This window comes from Micromonospora chalcea (assembly GCF_002926165.1).
GTDB classification, from domain to species: Bacteria; Actinomycetota; Actinomycetes; order Mycobacteriales; family Micromonosporaceae; genus Micromonospora; species Micromonospora chalcea.
This window is the reverse complement of record NZ_MAGP01000143.1, coordinates 1-14,880: the sequence shown is the minus strand read 5'-3', so window position 1 is coordinate 14,880 and position 14,880 is coordinate 1. Positions and strand designations below refer to the sequence as shown.

General features: G+C 73.1%; 16 protein-coding genes. 8 read left to right on the top strand and 8 right to left on the bottom strand.

Annotation, left to right across the window (positions count from 1 at the left end; genetic code table 11):
- Positions 1 to 616: 616 nt before the first annotated feature.
- From BAW75_RS24085 to BAW75_RS24075, 3 genes are read left to right on the top strand one after another with little or no spacing between them, the layout of a single operon-like run.
- Positions 617 to 958, top strand: a complete 342-nt coding sequence (locus BAW75_RS24085) for a CU044_2847 family protein (protein ID WP_146074896.1) — start codon at positions 617 to 619, stop codon at positions 956 to 958.
- Positions 955 to 2,019 carry a S1 family peptidase gene (locus BAW75_RS24080; protein ID WP_104115012.1) on the top strand — a complete coding sequence of 355 codons (1,065 nt, stop codon included), beginning with the start codon at positions 955 to 957 and terminating at the stop codon, positions 2,017 to 2,019. The genes BAW75_RS24085 and BAW75_RS24080 overlap by 4 nt, the downstream gene beginning before the upstream one ends.
- Entirely contained in the window at positions 2,019 to 3,053 is a 1,035-nt protein-coding gene (locus BAW75_RS24075; protein ID WP_146074895.1) for a hypothetical protein, read from the top strand. The genes BAW75_RS24080 and BAW75_RS24075 overlap by 1 nt, the downstream gene beginning before the upstream one ends.
- A gap of 143 nt (positions 3,054 to 3,196) precedes the next feature.
- On the opposite strand, the gene BAW75_RS24070 is transcribed toward BAW75_RS24075, so the two are convergent.
- Entirely contained in the window at positions 3,197 to 3,403 is a 207-nt protein-coding gene (locus BAW75_RS24070) for a hypothetical protein (RefSeq protein WP_244206248.1), read from the bottom strand.
- A gap of 153 nt (positions 3,404 to 3,556) precedes the next feature.
- On the opposite strand from BAW75_RS24070, the gene BAW75_RS24065 reads away from it, so the two are divergent.
- The gene (locus tag BAW75_RS24065) at positions 3,557 to 4,141 is read left to right on the top strand and encodes a GNAT family N-acetyltransferase (protein WP_104115010.1); all 585 of its coding nucleotides are present in this window, start codon (positions 3,557 to 3,559) and stop codon (positions 4,139 to 4,141) included.
- A gap of 5 nt (positions 4,142 to 4,146) precedes the next feature.
- On the opposite strand, the gene BAW75_RS24060 is transcribed toward BAW75_RS24065, so the two are convergent.
- A complete protein-coding gene (locus BAW75_RS24060; RefSeq protein WP_104115009.1) occupies positions 4,147 to 5,334 on the bottom strand; it encodes an FUSC family protein in 1,188 nt (395 codons plus the stop codon).
- A gap of 50 nt (positions 5,335 to 5,384) precedes the next feature.
- Positions 5,385 to 5,852 (bottom strand): SRPBCC family protein, encoded by a 468-nt coding sequence (locus BAW75_RS24055; RefSeq protein ID WP_043329119.1) that lies wholly within the window; start codon positions 5,850 to 5,852, stop codon positions 5,385 to 5,387.
- A 160-nt stretch (positions 5,853 to 6,012) separates the two neighbouring features.
- Between BAW75_RS24055 and BAW75_RS24050 the strand changes: the two genes are divergently transcribed.
- Positions 6,013 to 6,783, top strand: a complete 771-nt coding sequence (locus BAW75_RS24050) for a GNAT family N-acetyltransferase (RefSeq protein ID WP_104115008.1) — start codon at positions 6,013 to 6,015, stop codon at positions 6,781 to 6,783.
- A 15-nt stretch (positions 6,784 to 6,798) separates the two neighbouring features.
- Here the strand turns inward: BAW75_RS24050 and BAW75_RS24045 are convergent, their stop codons facing one another.
- Positions 6,799 to 7,491: a hypothetical protein gene (locus BAW75_RS24045; protein WP_402928414.1), complete on the bottom strand. Its 693-nt coding sequence runs from the start codon at positions 7,489 to 7,491 to the stop codon at positions 6,799 to 6,801.
- A gap of 47 nt (positions 7,492 to 7,538) precedes the next feature.
- Here BAW75_RS24045 and BAW75_RS24040 point away from each other — a divergent pair, with 47 nt between their 5' ends.
- The gene (locus BAW75_RS24040) at positions 7,539 to 10,706 is read left to right on the top strand and encodes an AfsR/SARP family transcriptional regulator (protein ID WP_104115006.1); all 3,168 of its coding nucleotides are present in this window, start codon (positions 7,539 to 7,541) and stop codon (positions 10,704 to 10,706) included.
- Here BAW75_RS24040 and BAW75_RS24035 read toward each other — a convergent pair.
- Positions 10,688 to 11,512: an ABC transporter permease gene (locus BAW75_RS24035; protein WP_064448199.1), complete on the bottom strand. Its 825-nt coding sequence runs from the start codon at positions 11,510 to 11,512 to the stop codon at positions 10,688 to 10,690. The two genes, BAW75_RS24040 and BAW75_RS24035, sit on opposite strands and share 19 nt — an antisense overlap.
- Positions 11,509 to 12,465, bottom strand: coding sequence for an ATP-binding cassette domain-containing protein (locus BAW75_RS24030; protein ID WP_069089112.1), 957 nt, complete (start codon positions 12,463 to 12,465; stop codon positions 11,509 to 11,511). Before BAW75_RS24030 ends, BAW75_RS24035 begins: the two co-directional genes overlap by 4 nt.
- 126 nt (positions 12,466 to 12,591) lie before the next feature.
- Between BAW75_RS24030 and BAW75_RS24025 the strand changes: the two genes are divergently transcribed.
- Complete coding sequence (locus BAW75_RS24025) at positions 12,592 to 12,975, top strand: hypothetical protein (RefSeq protein ID WP_043329122.1); 384 nt, start codon at positions 12,592 to 12,594, stop codon at positions 12,973 to 12,975.
- A gap of 9 nt (positions 12,976 to 12,984) precedes the next feature.
- On the opposite strand, the gene BAW75_RS24020 is transcribed toward BAW75_RS24025, so the two are convergent.
- Positions 12,985 to 13,506 carry an SRPBCC family protein gene (locus BAW75_RS24020; RefSeq protein WP_104115005.1) on the bottom strand — a complete coding sequence of 174 codons (522 nt, stop codon included), beginning with the start codon at positions 13,504 to 13,506 and terminating at the stop codon, positions 12,985 to 12,987.
- 3 nt (positions 13,507 to 13,509) lie between these two features.
- On the bottom strand, positions 13,510 to 13,818 hold the full coding sequence (locus BAW75_RS24015) for an ArsR/SmtB family transcription factor (RefSeq protein ID WP_104115004.1): 309 nt from the start codon (positions 13,816 to 13,818) through the stop codon (positions 13,510 to 13,512).
- An 88-nt stretch (positions 13,819 to 13,906) separates the two neighbouring features.
- On the opposite strand from BAW75_RS24015, the gene BAW75_RS24010 reads away from it, so the two are divergent.
- The coding region (locus BAW75_RS24010; RefSeq protein WP_244206247.1) for an LLM class F420-dependent oxidoreductase at positions 13,907 to 14,880 on the top strand (974 nt) is incomplete at its 3' end.

Here is a 14,880-nt window from a genome sequence, read left to right as displayed (position 1 = left end):
CCGGCGCCCACGTCAGCTGACGGGGTCGCGCTGGGGTCGGTGCCCAGAGACGCAGTTGGCGTGGGTGGTCTGGCCCCACCCTGGCTCGAACCGCTTGAGGACGTACAGGCTGCCGGTGCCGCCATCAGGAAGATGCTGAGCGCCCACCACACCATGCGGCTGGTCCTTCTCACGCGCGTCACCTCCTGAACGGCGAGGCCATCACCGGTAAGGGCGCGACTCGTGAAGCGTCACCGTACCGGAAAACGGGATGCGTGCGATGCCGCCAATCTTGATCTCGTAATCCCACGGTCGCGGATGCGAACTCCGCCCCGCCAGGTCAACGACGTCCTACGCCACCACTCCGCCCATTCGGTTACCAGTCTCGCGCCGACGCAGATTTGATCATCGGGCCAAGTCCTCAGTGGAGCGCGATATTCGACCAGAAGTCGTGTTGCTGACATCCGAACCGGCCGAATGTCTGATCCTGGCATCAGCGCGCGAACGCCAGGATCGATTTCAAGCCGGTTGAACGATCCTCGCAAGTTGCGGGTGTGCTGCCGGTCGATCCTCGACGCATTGTCGCGTCGTCTGCATTGTCCCGCTGACCTCTTTTCCTTCCGGTCGAAGGAGTGCTGTGCCAGTTACCAGGCAATTCGCGGTGCATGGAGCGGATCCGGTCCTCATCGAGGTCGATGGCCAGGACCTGGATCTTCGTGGCGAGAGCGCCGGCATCGGGCCGGTGGGCCGCAGCGGTCGCACCGAACCGAGATCCTTCGAGGAGTCACTTCGGAGCGTCCGCGCGGCGGCTCTGGAGGCCATGCGTGTGTTCCGCGAGGACCTGGGGCCGAGCGAGGTCAAGCTCACCTTCGCCGTGAAGATGACGGCTGAGATGAACGCCGTCATCGCGAAGACCGCGTACGAAGGAAACCTCGGTGTCGAACTGGTCTGGCGACGGGAAGACTCCGCACCGAAATGATCACCTCCTCTGAACCCTGGCGGCTGCGGATCCGAGCCACGACGAATGATGGTGCTCCGTCGGAGGTGCTGGGAACCGCATTCGTCGTGGCGCCGGGCGTGGCCCTCACGTGCGCTCACGTGGTCGAGGGCCGGGTCCGGTGCTGGGCGGAGGCGCCGGGGGGCTGGGGCTCGGGCCAGGTCTGTTCCACCCGCTACGCGGTGCCGGGCTGGAGTCCGGGCCGGTACGACGGGACCGACGTGGCAGTCGTCGACGTGCCGGAGAGCTGGCCTGCGGCGCCGCTCGGGCCCAGTGCGCCGCCGCGGCCGGAGACGCCGCTCGACGCGCTCGGCTTTCCGGAACAGTATTCGGCGGCGGACGACCGCGGTCAGCGGACCCGGGTCCAGGTCATCGGGCCTGATGAGACCGGGAAGCTCATCCAGGTGAACGGTCTGCCCGGATTCGACGGCCAGATCCAGCGCGGATACAGCGGCGGCCCCGTTGTCGACGTCACGTCGGGCCGCGTCGTCGGCATGGTTTCGACCGCCGACATGGACAAGAGCCTGCGGATCTCGTGGATCATCCCGCTCGCCACGCTGGCTGAGGCCTGGCCGCCGTTGGCGGACCTGCTCCCGGAGCAGATCCGCGTCGACCCGGAATTCGTCGAGGCGGTCGCTGCTCTCAACAATGGGGCGTACGCGCGGGCCCTGGAGCGCTTCAACACGCTCGTGAACATGTATCCACGCGAAGTCGATGTCTACTACTACCGGGTGCTGGCCGCTCTCGGCGGCCGACGCCCCGGCGGGTACCGGTACGAGGTGATCCGGGCGATGGAGAATCTGCTGCAGATCGGCATTCAGATCGAGCCCGGCTATACGAGCAACCATTTGCGAGCCCTCTGGGCGCTGATCATCGAGGACTACTACGAAATCCGTGGCATTCCGACCGACCGTTCCAGGCTGCGCGGCCTTCAGGCGGCGCTGTCGGGCGTCGGCAGTGATCGCGCCCGCGAGATCATCAACCACGTTCCTGCTGTCGAGTGCCCGACCTGGCAGGGGCTCAGCCGAAACCAGGGGATCTGATGCATCCTGAACAACGCGCAGAGCGAGCCGGCAAGTATTTCGCGCCCGAACCGTCCACGCCGGTAGCCCAGTACGTCAAGCTGGCATTCGGTGGCGGACTCCTGCTGATGGCCCTGGTGATGTTCGCCGTCGGTGACGCGGCGATCTGTCTCGGATTCCTCTGTGGGGTCGGCGGCGCCGCGCTCGTCGTCCTGGGGCTCATCGGGCTCCTGAACTATGCGGAGGCGCGCCGGCGCGCCTATCCCCGGGCGACCGATCAGGAGATGGACGCCTGGCTGTACGGGGCCGAGGAAGCCATCGCGCAGATGGGCTACCGGCGGCTGAACATCCACCCCACCGAGCTTTCCCAGGGCAGGCAGCCCTATCTCGTCTTCTACGGAATCCCCGAGCTGTTCTCGGTTCTCCCGTTCCACTGGAACAGGGGACGGGACGGCAAACTCCGCTACTCCGCGTACAAGATCATGATCGTCTACATGTCGAACTGGCGCCTGCCGGTGTACGAGTGCGTGCTCGACATCGCCACCGGGTTCACGATCCGCGACTCCACGAAGGAGTACGCGCTCGGCAACGTGGACGGGATGGAGACGTCCGCGGACCGGGTGAGCGTCTTCAACGAGCAGTGGAAACCCGGCTCCGACGGCAACAGCGGCGGGGTCTTCTCGGGAGCCATCGGCAACGGGCCGAACATGGGTGCACAGTTCGGGCACTACACGCAGCGCCAGATCATCAAACTGCTCGTCTCCGGCCGGGTGGCTGTCGACCTCTGGCTGGGGATCGCGCCCAACGAGGCGATGGGTATCCAGGGTGTGACGGAGCCGTCCTCCGTGGACAGGATGATCTCCCAACTCCGCGAGCACTTGCGGGAACACAGCGGCGCCGCGTATCCCGACGCGCCCGCGGCGTTGAGTGGACCCGCTGTACCGTCGGGTGCGGACCCGACCGCTCTGTTGATGCCGCCGCCGTCCGAAGGTCACACGACCGAGCCGCTCCGCCAGCGTCCTCCTGGCGAGGAGAACGAACAACGCCCCGCGTGAGTCGAGCGCCCCGTCCGTCGTGCGAGTCCGGGCGGCGGACGGGGACGGCGATCAGCCCGTGCGGTTGGTGGCCATCCACCCGGTCGCGAAGTCGACCAGGGCGCGTTGGCACATCAGCCTGGCCGTCGGCCGGGGATGCCGGTTCACGTAGTCGCGGGCGCGGGGGAGCGGATCACCCCAGTACTGGTGCGGCATGCGGTGATGGCGAGCAGGTCCGCCTCCCGGTTCCATCCGGCGTGGTCGAACGCCCAGTCCGCCCAGGTCGCGTACACGTGGAAGACCTGGCGCTCGCCCGCGAACCGCAACCCCGCGAGACCGATCGGCCGGTCCGGGTAGGTGTCCCGGCACACCCAGGCCGTTCCCGCGGCGTACGCCGGAAGACGCCCGCTGCCGTCACTGCCACCAGCGCACCCTAGCCGAGCGGCCACGTGGCGCGTGGACCCTCGCACGTGCCGATCTGAACCCGATTGACATGTGGGGTGGTCGGCGGGGGAGAGTCGGGCATGCGCTTTCAGGTGTCCACACCGCCCGCCGTTCCCGCCGGTACGTTGGCCGGCGGCCCGCAACCGACGTTGCCCGCCGAGGGCGGCCTGGTCCTGCGCCCCTGGGCGGACGGGGACGCGCCGACCGTCCTGGCCGCGTACCAGGATCCGGAGATCCGCCGCTGGCACACCCGCCGGCCCGCGTCGCCGGAGCAGGTCCTCCAGTGGTTCGCCCACTCCCGTCGATCGTGGCAGGAGGAGACGGGCGCGAGCTGGGCGGTGACCCGGGGCGACGAGGTGGTGGGGCGCATGACGTTGGGCGGCGTCAACCTCGACGACGGCGAGGCCGCGTGCGCGTACTGGGTGGTTCCGGCCGCCCGCGGCACCGGCGTGGCCTCCGGCGCGCTGCGGGCGCTGAGCGCGTGGGCGCTCGCGGACGGCCGGCTGCACCGGCTCTGGCTGGACCACTCCACCGGCAACGTCGCGTCGTGCCGGGTGGCGGTCAAGGCCGGGTTCCGGCTGGAGGGCACCAAGCGCAGCGCGGCCGTGCACGACGACGGACGGCACGACATGCACCTGCACGCCCGCGTACGCGGGGACGACTGACCGGGTCACGACTGCGCGGCGGCCACCTCCCGGATGCGCCGCAGCGCCTCCTCCCGCTCCATCCCGGTCGCCTGGAGGATGTCGCTCGCGGCGGTCCGGACCTGCCCCACGATCACCGTGCCGGACAGCCCGGTCCCGGCCAGCTCCGCGCGCGTCGCCGCCGCCACCGCGCTCAGCGCGTGCCGGCGGGCGTCCTCCGGACCCTGGTCCGCGAGAACCTCCTCCTGTACGGCGTGCACCGCCGCGCCGAGCGCCTCCACGGCGTCCGGCAGGCTCTCCGGGATCGGCTCCCCGTCCTCGATCAGCACCACGGCCCGCCGCGCCAGCACCCGGGTGTTCCAGACCGCCTGGTCCACGTCCGGCGCGCCGAGCTGGTAATGCTGAACGGATTGCCGCCTCGGCCACCGGGCCGGGGCGAGGTCGACGGTTTCCTTCGCGCCGCCGAAGACGTCCCAGAACCGGCCCAGGTCCGTGCCGATCGCCTGCGACCGGCTCAGCGCCCGGTCGGCCAGTTCGTGATCGCGTCGCCGTAGGGCGGTGGCGGTCGCCGCGAGCTGGTCGGCGAGCTGCCGCAACGTCGGCGCGGCCACCCGCCGCATGACCCGCAGCGGGTTGATCGGCACCAGCAGCAGCGTCACCACCAGGCCCACGCCGCCGCCGATCAGCGCGTCCACGAAGCGGGGGAACTCCAGCGTGTGCCGGGACGAGGAGAGCGCGCCGAGCAGCACCGCCGTACCGCTGGCGTTGCCCACGATCCCGCCCCGCGTACTCAAGGCCAGCGCGACCAGGACGGACGCCGCGACGATCACGCCGGTCTGCCACACCCCGGCGCCGACGGCACCGATCAGCAGGTCCGACACGATGATGCCGAGCGTCACCCCGGCGAGCAGCTCGACGGTGTTGGAGAGGCGCCGTCCGAACGACGAGGTGATCACCGCGACCGCGGCCGCCGGGGCGAAGATCGGGCTCGGCATGCCGGTGATCCAGCGCGCGACGGCCCAGGCCAGCGCCGCCGCCAGACCGGCCTGCACGGCGAGTACGGACTTGACCCGCAGCTGCTGCATCCGGTCCCGCCCGGCGGCCCGGCCGCGCTCGTTCACGCGCTCCCACGCCTCGTCGAACCGTTCCGCGTCCAGGCCGGCGCGCCGCGACGACCCCCGCCGGCCGCCGCGCCCCTCCCACTGCCCGGTCACCGCCGGCGGCTACCCGCAAAAACCGCCGCCAATCCCGGCGTCCGCCGAGGTCAGCCGCCCGGTTCGAGGTACGCGGCCAGGTGCGCCAGCGAGGACGCGATGCCCTCCTCGTGCACCGCCTGGTCGATGCCCGGTGGTACGCCGGTGGCCGTGACCGTCACCTCGGTGCCGTCGCCGGCCGCTGCGAGGTGCCAGGTCATGGTCATGGTGCCCGCGTACGCCGGGTCGTCGGCCTGGAACACGGCGGTCTGCACGACCCGGCGCGCCGGTACGAGTTCGGCGAACCCGACGTCGACCACGTCGGTGGCGTCCGACGTCTTGCCCGGGCTGCCCGCCGGATCGAGATAGGTGAGCACCATCCGGAACCCGCCCCCGGGCCGAGGATCCCACCGCTCGATCCGCCCGCGCATCCCGTCCGGCGGCAACCAAGCCTCCAGGGCCGCCCGATCCACGAGCGCCCCGTACACCGCTGCCGGCGCGGCCCCGATCGTCCTGCTGCCCCGATCGACCCTGCTCACCCCCCAACCCTAGGCGCCTCCCACCGCTCGCCGGTCCCGCCCGACGCCGATCTTGGAGTTGTGGCGGTTGACAAATGTCACCGAGTAGGGCGATTCAGGCGCCACAACTCCAAGATCGGCGGGGAAGCGGGGGCGGGGCGCGCCGGGTACGCTGCCGCGAATGCCGGTACTACCGCACCCCGACGCCCCTGACGACTCGCTGCTGTTCGATGCCGACGACGTGCCGCTGGCCCGGATGCGGCTGCGGGACGACGACGGCACGCGGGTCGCGGCCGGCGTGAGGCCGCTGGCCGGGGCGCCGCTCACCCGGCTCGTCGCGCAGGTGCGGCGTGACCTCGCCGGGCATCGGCTGGAGACGCCGGACGAGGCGCTGGCGGCGGCGCTGGTGGCCGACGGGCTGAAGCTGAGCCGGGCCGCCACGGACATGCGGCACGACCTGACCGACGTGCCGGAACCGGTGGCGCTGCCGGACGGCTGGTCGCTCGGCGCCCCCGGCTGGGACGACGAACTCGCCGAGGGACTGGACGCGGCGTACGGCCCGGACCACCCGGACGGCCGCTGGCAGCCCAGCGACACCGAACAGGTGCGGGCGATGTTCGACACCGGCGAACCGGTGCCGCCGCTGGTGCCCGCCTCGGCCCGGCTGATCGACCCGGACGGCCGCAGCGCCGGGCACGTGCTGTGCGCCGGACCGGTGCCGTGGACCGACGACGACTGCGTCTGGATCCTCAACCTCGGTGTCGCGCCCCGGGCGCAGCGGCGCGGATTCGGGCGGGCGCTGCTCGTCCACGCGCTGCGCGGCGCGCGGGAGACGGGACTGCCGTCCGTCGGCCTGTCGGTGGTCGACGGCAACCCGGCCCGCCGCATGTACGACGCGGCCGGTTTCCGCGTCCTCACCCGGGTGCTCACCGTCCGGATCCCCGACGCGTAGCCCGCCGGGGAACCTTCAGGCGCCGGTGAGCAGGGGACGGTGCTCGGACCAGAGCCAGCGCAGGTAGTCGCGTAGCCGTTCCGGGGTGGCGATCCACCCCTGGCCGGGATAGCGGAGCAACCGGCTGACCTCGCCGGCCACCAGGTCGTACCCGGCCGCGCCGGTCTCCGGCACCGGGGCGTCCGGTGCGACAGCCACTGGTAGCGGGACCATCGGGATCCGCAGGCCGGCGTCGTCGCAGGCCCGCAGCACGGTGAGGTAGACCCGGACCAGGTGGTACGGCGAGACGACGAGCGCGACGCTGCCGATGCCCAGCGCCCGTACCTGCTCCACGACCCAGGTGGCCTGCCGGCCGGTGCCGGTGACCGGCTCGGCCTGGAGCACGACCCCGTCGACCCGGCGCAGACCGAGTCCGCGCAGCCGGTCCAGTGTGAGCGGGCGGTACGTCCGCTCGGCCGAGTCGGTGTTCGCCACCAGCAGGTGCCGCAGCGCCGGGCCGGTCTCCCAAGCGCGGATCGCGTCGGTGAGACGCCAGTCCTCGCCCTGGCCGGTGGCCACCACCAGCGCGTCCACCCGCTCGGCGGCGCGGTGGGGGAGCGTGAGGACCATCGTGACCGCCTCCAGCACCGCCAGGAGCCGGTCGGCGGGGACGTCCGCGAACGCCTCCGGCCCCACGAGCCGTGGCAGCGGGCGGGACACACTCGTCACGCCCGCGATCTTGCCACCATCGGTTCGACGGCGGGTGAGAGAGTGGCATGGTGCGGGTGGGGATCCTCGGGCCGCTTGAGGTCCGCGACGGCGACCGGCCGCTCGACGTCGCCGGGGCGCGGCTGCGGGCGCTGCTGATCCGCCTCGCCCTGGATCCGGGCCGGCCGGTGAGCGTGCCCGCGCTGGCCGAGGCGCTCTGGGGCGACGAGCCGCCGACCGATACCCCGAACGCGGTGCAGACGCTCGTGTCCCGGCTGCGCCGGGCGGTGCCCGGGCTCGGGGTACGCAGCAGCCCCGCGGGCTACCGGCTCGACCTGGACCCGGACGACGTGGACGCGGGGCGGTTCGAGCGGCTGACCCGGCAGGGGCGGGCGGCGCTTCGCGACGGGGACCCGGCGACGGCGCGGACGATGTTGCGCGACGCGCTCGCGCTGTGGCGGGGGCCGGCGCTGGCCGAGGTCACCGACGCGCCGTACGCGGCGGCAGCGGTGGCGCGGCTGGCGGAACTGCGGCTCACCGCGCAGGAGGACCGGATCGAGGCGGAGCTGCGCGCCGGGCGGCCGGAACTGCTGGTCGCCGAGCTGGAGGAGCTGACCGCCGCGCATCCGCTGCGGGAGCGGCTGGCCGAACTGCACCTGCGTACGCTCGCCGCCGCCGGGCGGCCCGCCGAGGCGCTCGCCGCGTACGAGCGGATCCGGCAGCGGCTCGCCGACGAGCTGGGCGTCGACCCGTCGCCGCAGTTGCGGGCCGCGCACCTGGAGCTGCTGCGCGGCGAGGCGGCCCCGCCGCAGCCGACGGCCGTGACGCGGGGCAACCTGCGGGCCGCGCTCACCACCTTCGTCGGGCGCGACGAGGACCTGCGCCGGCTCACCGGGCTGCTCGCCGGCAACCGGCTGGTCACCCTGCTCGGGCCGGGCGGAGCCGGCAAGACGCGGCTGGCGAGCGTGGCGGCGGGCCGGCTCGCCGACGGCGTACCCGGCGGGGCGTGGCTGGTCGAGCTGGCACCGATCACCGACCCGGCGGACGTGCCACGGGCCGTGCTCGACACGCTCGGGCGGCGGGACCGGAAGCTGGAACCGGTACGCCAGCCGGCCCGCGACACGCTCGGCCGCCTGGTGGACACGATCGCCACCGACGAGACGCTGATCGTGCTGGACAACTGCGAACACGTCGTCGAGGCCGCCGCCCGGCTCGCCGAGGACCTGCTCGGCCACTGTCCGGGGCTGCGCGTGCTGGCCACGTCCCGGGAGCCGCTCGGCATCGTCGGCGAGGTGCTGGAACCCGTACCCCCGTTGCGGCTGCCACCGGCGGACGCGACGCCGGGCGACGCGCTCGCGTACCCGTCGGTGCAGTTGCTGCGCGACCGGGCCGCCGCCGTGCGGCCCGGGTTCGCGGTGACCGGCGAGAACGTGGCGGCGGTGGTGGAGATCTGCCGGCGGCTCGACGGCCTGCCGCTGGCCATCGAACTCGCGGCGGCGCGCCTGCGGACGCTGTCACCGCGGCAGGTCGCGGCCGGTCTGGACGACCGGTTCCGGCTGCTGACCGGCGGCAGCCGCACCGCGCTGCCCCGGCACCGCACGCTGCGGGCGGTGGTGGACTGGAGCTGGGGGCTGCTCACCGACGACGAGCGGCAGCTCGCCGAACGGCTCACGGTCTTCCCGGCGTCGGTCACCGCCGACTCGGCGGCCGGCGTCGCCGGCCCGGCCGCCGCCGCGCTGCTCGACGCGCTCGTGGACAAGTCGCTGCTCCAGGTGGTCGGCGATGGGCGGTTCCGGATGCTGGAGACCATCCGGGAGTACGGGCTGGAACGGCTCGCCGCCGCCGGGGCGTCGGCCGGGGCGCGCGCCGCGCACGCGGCGTACTTCCGGGAGCTGGTCCGGACCGCGGAGCCGCACCTGCGCACGGCCGGTCAGCTGCCGTGGCTGCGGCTGCTGGAGGCGGAACGGGAGAACATCGTCGGCGCGCTGCACTACGCCTGCGACGCCGGTGACGCCGACACCGCGCTGCGCATCGGCGCGGGGCTGGCGTTGCCGCTGGTGATCTGGGGCGACGGCGGCATCGGCGGTGACGTGCTGGCCCGCGCGCTGGCGCTGCCCGGCCCGGCCCCGGCGGAGGAGCGGGCGGTGGTGCTCGCCATCCGCATCGGTTCGGAGCTGGCAGGCGGCGAGCGGGGGCCGACGCCGGAGCAGATCGCCGAGCTGACCACGACCCTGCGGGCGGTGGAGGGGACCAAGCATCCGATCGTGGGGCTGCTCGCGCCGATGCTGTCGATCTTCGACGACGACACGGCGGCCGGGATCGCGGCGATCGACCGTGCGCGCGGGCATCCCGACCCGTGGACCGACGGCACGCTGCTGGGGGTACGCGGCAAGTTCAAGGAGAACGACGGCGACGCCGACGGCATGCTGCGTGACCTGACCGACGCCGCCGCGGAGCTGCGCGCGGTCGGCGAGCGGATGAGCCTGTCGCACGTGCTCAGCGAGTACGCCGACGCGCTCACCAAACGCGGCGACTTCGAGGCGGCGACCGCGGCGCTGGAGGAGTCGGTGCGGCTGGCCCGGGAACTCAACCCGGCCTCCGAGCCCGGCTTCCAGCTGATCTGGCTCGCCGCGATCCGCGCCCGCTCCGGCGACGTGGCCGGCGCCAAGGCCGAACTGCGCCGGTTCGTGACCGACCGGAACGGCCGGGACGCGGCGTTCGGGCTGATGATGCTCGGCAGCATCGCCCGCTCCGAGGGGTCGCTGGACGAGGCGCAGGAGTGCCTCGCCGAGGCGACGCGCCGCCAGGCCGAGACACCGTTGGCCGCCCCGCAGTTCCGCGCCCTGCTGCTGACCGAGACGGGCCATCTGGCGCTGGCCCGCGGTGACCTGCCGGGTGCGCGTCGCTGTCTCGACGAGGCGACCACGCGGGCCCTCGCCGCCCGGGACATGCCGGTGGTCGCGATCGTCACGGTCGGCTGGGTCGCGTTGGCGGTGGCCGAGGGCCGGTACGAGCGCGCGGCCGAACTGCTCGGCGTCTCCGACTCGCTGCGCGGGCGGCCGGACCGCTCCAATCCCGACGCGCAGCGGCTCGCCGAGCGGCTGCGCGCCGAGCTGGGCGAGGACGGATACGCCGCCGCGTACGCCCGGGGTCACGGCCGCAGCCGGGCCGACGCCCTCGCGTTCGTGGGCGGCGACCCGGCTGGGATGAGGCGCCCTCAGGCGCGGCGGCGGTAGGCGCGGACGGCGAGCGGCGCGAACACCGCGATGATCGCCACGGTCCAGAGCAGCGACCGGGTCACCGGCCCGGCCACCGGGCCGCCGATCATCAGACCCCGGGCCGCCTCCATCACGTCGGCCACCGGGTTGACCCCGACCCACCACTGCAACCAGCCGGGCAGCGTGTCCGTCGGCACCATCATGTTGGTGCCGAAGGTCAGCGGGAACAGCAGCAGGAACGCCGTGCCCTGCACCGCGCCCGGGCTGCGCATCAGCACCCCGAGCAGCACGCCGATCCAGCTGACCGCGAACGCGAACGCGATGGTCAGCAGGCAGGCGGCGAGCGCGGACAGCGGATCGGTGCCGATCCGGAAGCCGAGCGCGTAGCCGAACCCCAGCAGCACCGCGATGGAGACCACGAACCGGACCAGGTCGCCGACCACCGAGCCGACGAGCGGCGCGGACCGGGCGATCGGCAGGCTGCGGAACCTGTCGAAGACGCCCTTCTCGACGTCGGTGTTGAGGCTGACGCCGGTCGCGATGGACGCGAACAGCACGGTCTGCACCATGATCGCGGGCAGCAGGAACTGCAGGTACTCGTGCTGCGAGCCGGCGACCGCGCCGCCGAGCAGGTAGACGAAGATCAGCACGAAGACGACCGGCTGGAGCGTGACGTCGAGCAGTTGTTCCGGGGTCCGGATCGTCTTGACCAGGCTGCGGCCGGCCAGCGCGAGACTGTGCCGGACCAGCCCGAACGGACGGGCGGAGGCGCGGGGCGTGCCGGTCCGGGGCGGCGGCGTCGCCGTACGGGTCGTCGTGGTCATGCCGCCACCTCCGCCTGCTCCTCGGCGCCGTGGCCGGTCAACGTGAAGAACACCTCGTCGAGGCTGGGCAGCCGCAACGCCAGCTCGACCACTCCGATGCCGGCGTCGTCGAGCCGGCGGACCACAGCGGTGAACGGGGTGTCGTCGTCCACCGGCACGGTGAGCACGCCCGGCCGGGGCAGCTCGGGATCGGCCCCGGTGGCGGCGCGCAGGATCTCGGCGACCGCGCCGATCCGGCCCGGATCGGTCGGCCGGACCACGATCGTCTGGCTGCCCGCGATCCGCTTCAGCTCGCCCGGCGTACCGTGCGCGATCACCCGCCCGTGGTCGATCACCGAGATCTCGTCGGCGAGCGCGTCGGCCTCGTCCAGGTACTGCGTGGTCAGCAGCACCGTCGACCCGTCGTCGACGAGCGAGCGGACCACCCCCCACATCTCCTCCCGCTTCGCCGGGTCCAGCCCGGTCGTCGGCTCGTCCAGGTAGATCACCTCCGGCCGGCCGACCAGGCTCGCCGCCAGGTCCAGGCGGCGGCGCATGCCACCGGAGTACGTCTTGGCCGGGCGTCCGGCCGCGTCGGTCAGGCCGAACCAGGCGAGCAGCTCCGCCGCCCGCGCCCGCGCCTCGTGGCGGCTCAGGTCGAGCAGCCGGCCGATCAGCACCAGGTTCTGGGTGCCGGTCAGGTCCTCGTCCACCGAGGCGTACTGGCCGGTCAGCCCGATCAGCCGCCGTACCCGGGCGGCGTCGGTGACCACGTCGTAGCCGCCGACAGTCGCGCGCCCCCCGTCCGGGCGCAACAGCGTGGCGAGGATCCGTACCGCAGTGGTCTTGCCGGCGCCGTTGGGCCCCAGCACCCCCAGCACGGTCCCCCGGCGTGCGGCGAGGTCGATCCCGGCCAGCGCGGTCGTCGTACCGAACCGCTTGACCAGGCCCTCCGCTTCGAATGCGTAACTCATGACGCCGACGATGGCCGGGGCCGCTGGCACCGGGCGCACACGCCGCGCACACCGCCGTGTGCGCGGCGGCGAAATCGAGTACGCGTGCTCATTCGCCCGCCCCGCCGGCCGGGCAGGATCGAAGGCGTGACGACGAGACGTACGCTGCTCGGCGGTCTGTTCCTGGCGCTGGCCACGGCCGGCGCGTGGGTGGCCTGGCTGAGCTGGGAGTCCGGCTGGACCGTGGACCCGCAGACCGGCGACATGAGCGGGCCGTACGCGGTCTGGCAGGTCGCCGCCGCGGTGCTGACCCTGGGCGCGCTGGCCGCCGTCGCCGGCTGGTGGCTGAACATCTGGCTGGTGGCGACAGTGATGACAGTGGCGTTCACCGTGCCGTGGGCGGTGCACGCCGCCTCGACCGACGACACCGGCCTGTGGGCGGTCGGGGCGGCGCTCGTGGCGATCGGCACCACCATCGGAACGACGCTTGTCGGCGGCGCCGCCGGGTGGCTGCGCCGCCGGACCGGGTGACCGCAGTCGTCAGTCGCGGTTCAGGCGTTCGGCGTACGCGTCGCGCAGGTCCGCCCAGCCGAAGTCCTTCGCCTCCGCGCCCCGGATCGGGCCGACCGGGTCGCCGTCGAGCAGATGCGCGGCGACGTCGAGGCAGACGTGCCAGCCGGCGGCAGTCATCGCGGCGAGGTCGGGACCGCCGACCCGGTGCCGCAGCGTGAGCGTGGTGCCGTCGCCGTTGGCGGCCAGCTCCCAGCGCAGCAGGTCGTCGCCCCAGGTGTACTCCAGCAGGTGCGGCCGGTCGGCGCGCAGCACCCGGGCCGGCGCCGGGTAGCTCTGGTCGCCGTCGACGGCGCTGAGTACGGCGTCGCCGGGGCGGCCCAGGTCACGGTCGGCCAGGAACGGCGCCCACTCGGCGAGCCGATCCGGGTCGGTGAGCGCGGCCCACACGGTTTCCGGCGGGTGCCGCAGGTCGCGGACGAAGACCAGTTCGTTTTCGGGTGTCAGCTTGACCCGGGCGAGTGGGCCGGGGCGGAACGTGGCGCGGTCCATCTGTCACTCCTGACTGTCGAGATGGCGTTCCAGGGCGTCGAGATGCGTGGTCCACATCGACCGGTACGGCTCGAGCCAGTCGTCGACTGCTCGTAGCGGCGCGGTGTCGACCCGGTAGATCCGCCGCTGCGCGGCAGTACGGCAGGTGACCAGTCCGGCGTCGCGGAGCACGCGCAGGTGCTTGGAGACGGCCGGCTGGCTCATGCCCAGCGCGTCCACCAGCTCGCCGACGCTGCTCTCGGTCCGGCGCAGCCGGTCCAGGATGCGGCGCCGGGAGGGCTCGGCCAGCACGGCGAAGGCGTCGACTGTCACACCTCGCAATATGCCCCGCTGGTTATATGCCTGTCAAGGAATGCTGGGTCGTCGTGCCCGGCCCCGCCGGGCTCCATATGCTCGGGGCATGGAACTGCGGATCTTCACCGAACCCCAGCAGGGCGCCACGTACGACCAGCTCCTCGCCGTGGCCCGGCGCGCGGAGGAGACCGGCTTCGCCGCGTTCTTCCGCTCCGACCACTACCTGAAGATGGGCTCGGTGAGCGGTGACCCCGGCCCGACCGACGCCTGGACCACGCTCGCCGGGCTGGCCCGCGACACCACCCGGATCCGGCTCGGCACGCTGATGACCGCCGCCACGTTCCGGCTCCCCGGCCCGCTGGCGATCACGGTGGCGCAGGTCGACCAGATGAGCGGCGGCCGGGTCGAGCTGGGCATCGGCACCGGCTGGTACGCCGAGGAACACACCGCGTACGGCATCCCGTTCCCGCCGCTGGGGGAGCGGTTCGACCGGCTGGAGGAGCAGCTCGCGGTGATCACCGGGCTCTGGTCCACCCCGGCGGGCTCCACGTTCGACTTCCCCGGCACGTACTACCCGGTCAGCGACTCGCCGGCGCTGCCCAAGCCGGTGCAGAGCCCTCGCCCGCCGATCCTGCTCGGCGGCATGGGACCGAAGCGCACGCCCCGCCTGGCCGCCCGGTACGCCGACGAGTTCAACCTGCCGTTCGTCTCGGTCGAGGACACCGTCACGCAGTTCCAGCGGGTACGCGACGCCTGCGCCGAGATCGACCGCGATCCGTCCACAATGGCCTGGTCCAACGCGCTCGTGCTGTGCTGCGGCCGCAACGAGGCCGAGGTGAAGCGGCGCGCCGAGGCGATCGGTCGTGACCCGGACGAGTTGCGCGCCAACGGCGCCGCCGGCACGCCTGCCGAGGTGGTCGAGACGCTCGGCCGGTACTCCGAGGCGGGCAGCTCCCGGGCCATCTGCTCCTCGATCGTCTCGCGGCGGCGCCCCCACCGGCCGACCCTGCTCCCCACTCAGGTACGGAGCGACGGCGCGGACGGATCACCTCCGGTGGCGAATTTCTCGGCCGGTTTTTC

Coding starts and splice junctions, on each gene's coding strand:
- BAW75_RS24080 (WP_104115012.1), top strand. CDS start 955: ATGATCACCTCCTCTGAACCCTGGCGGCTGCGGATCCGAGCCACGACG.
- BAW75_RS24075 (WP_146074895.1), top strand. CDS start 2,019: ATGCATCCTGAACAACGCGCAGAGCGAGCCGGCAAGTATTTCGCGCCC.
- BAW75_RS24065 (WP_104115010.1), top strand. CDS start 3,557: ATGCGCTTTCAGGTGTCCACACCGCCCGCCGTTCCCGCCGGTACGTTG.
- BAW75_RS24050 (WP_104115008.1), top strand. CDS start 6,013: ATGCCGGTACTACCGCACCCCGACGCCCCTGACGACTCGCTGCTGTTC.
- BAW75_RS24040 (WP_104115006.1), top strand. CDS start 7,539: ATGGTGCGGGTGGGGATCCTCGGGCCGCTTGAGGTCCGCGACGGCGAC.
- BAW75_RS24035 (WP_064448199.1), bottom strand. CDS start 11,512: ATGACCACGACGACCCGTACGGCGACGCCGCCGCCCCGGACCGGCACG.
- BAW75_RS24030 (WP_069089112.1), bottom strand. CDS start 12,465: ATGAGTTACGCATTCGAAGCGGAGGGCCTGGTCAAGCGGTTCGGTACG.
- BAW75_RS24020 (WP_104115005.1), bottom strand. CDS start 13,506: ATGGACCGCGCCACGTTCCGCCCCGGCCCACTCGCCCGGGTCAAGCTG.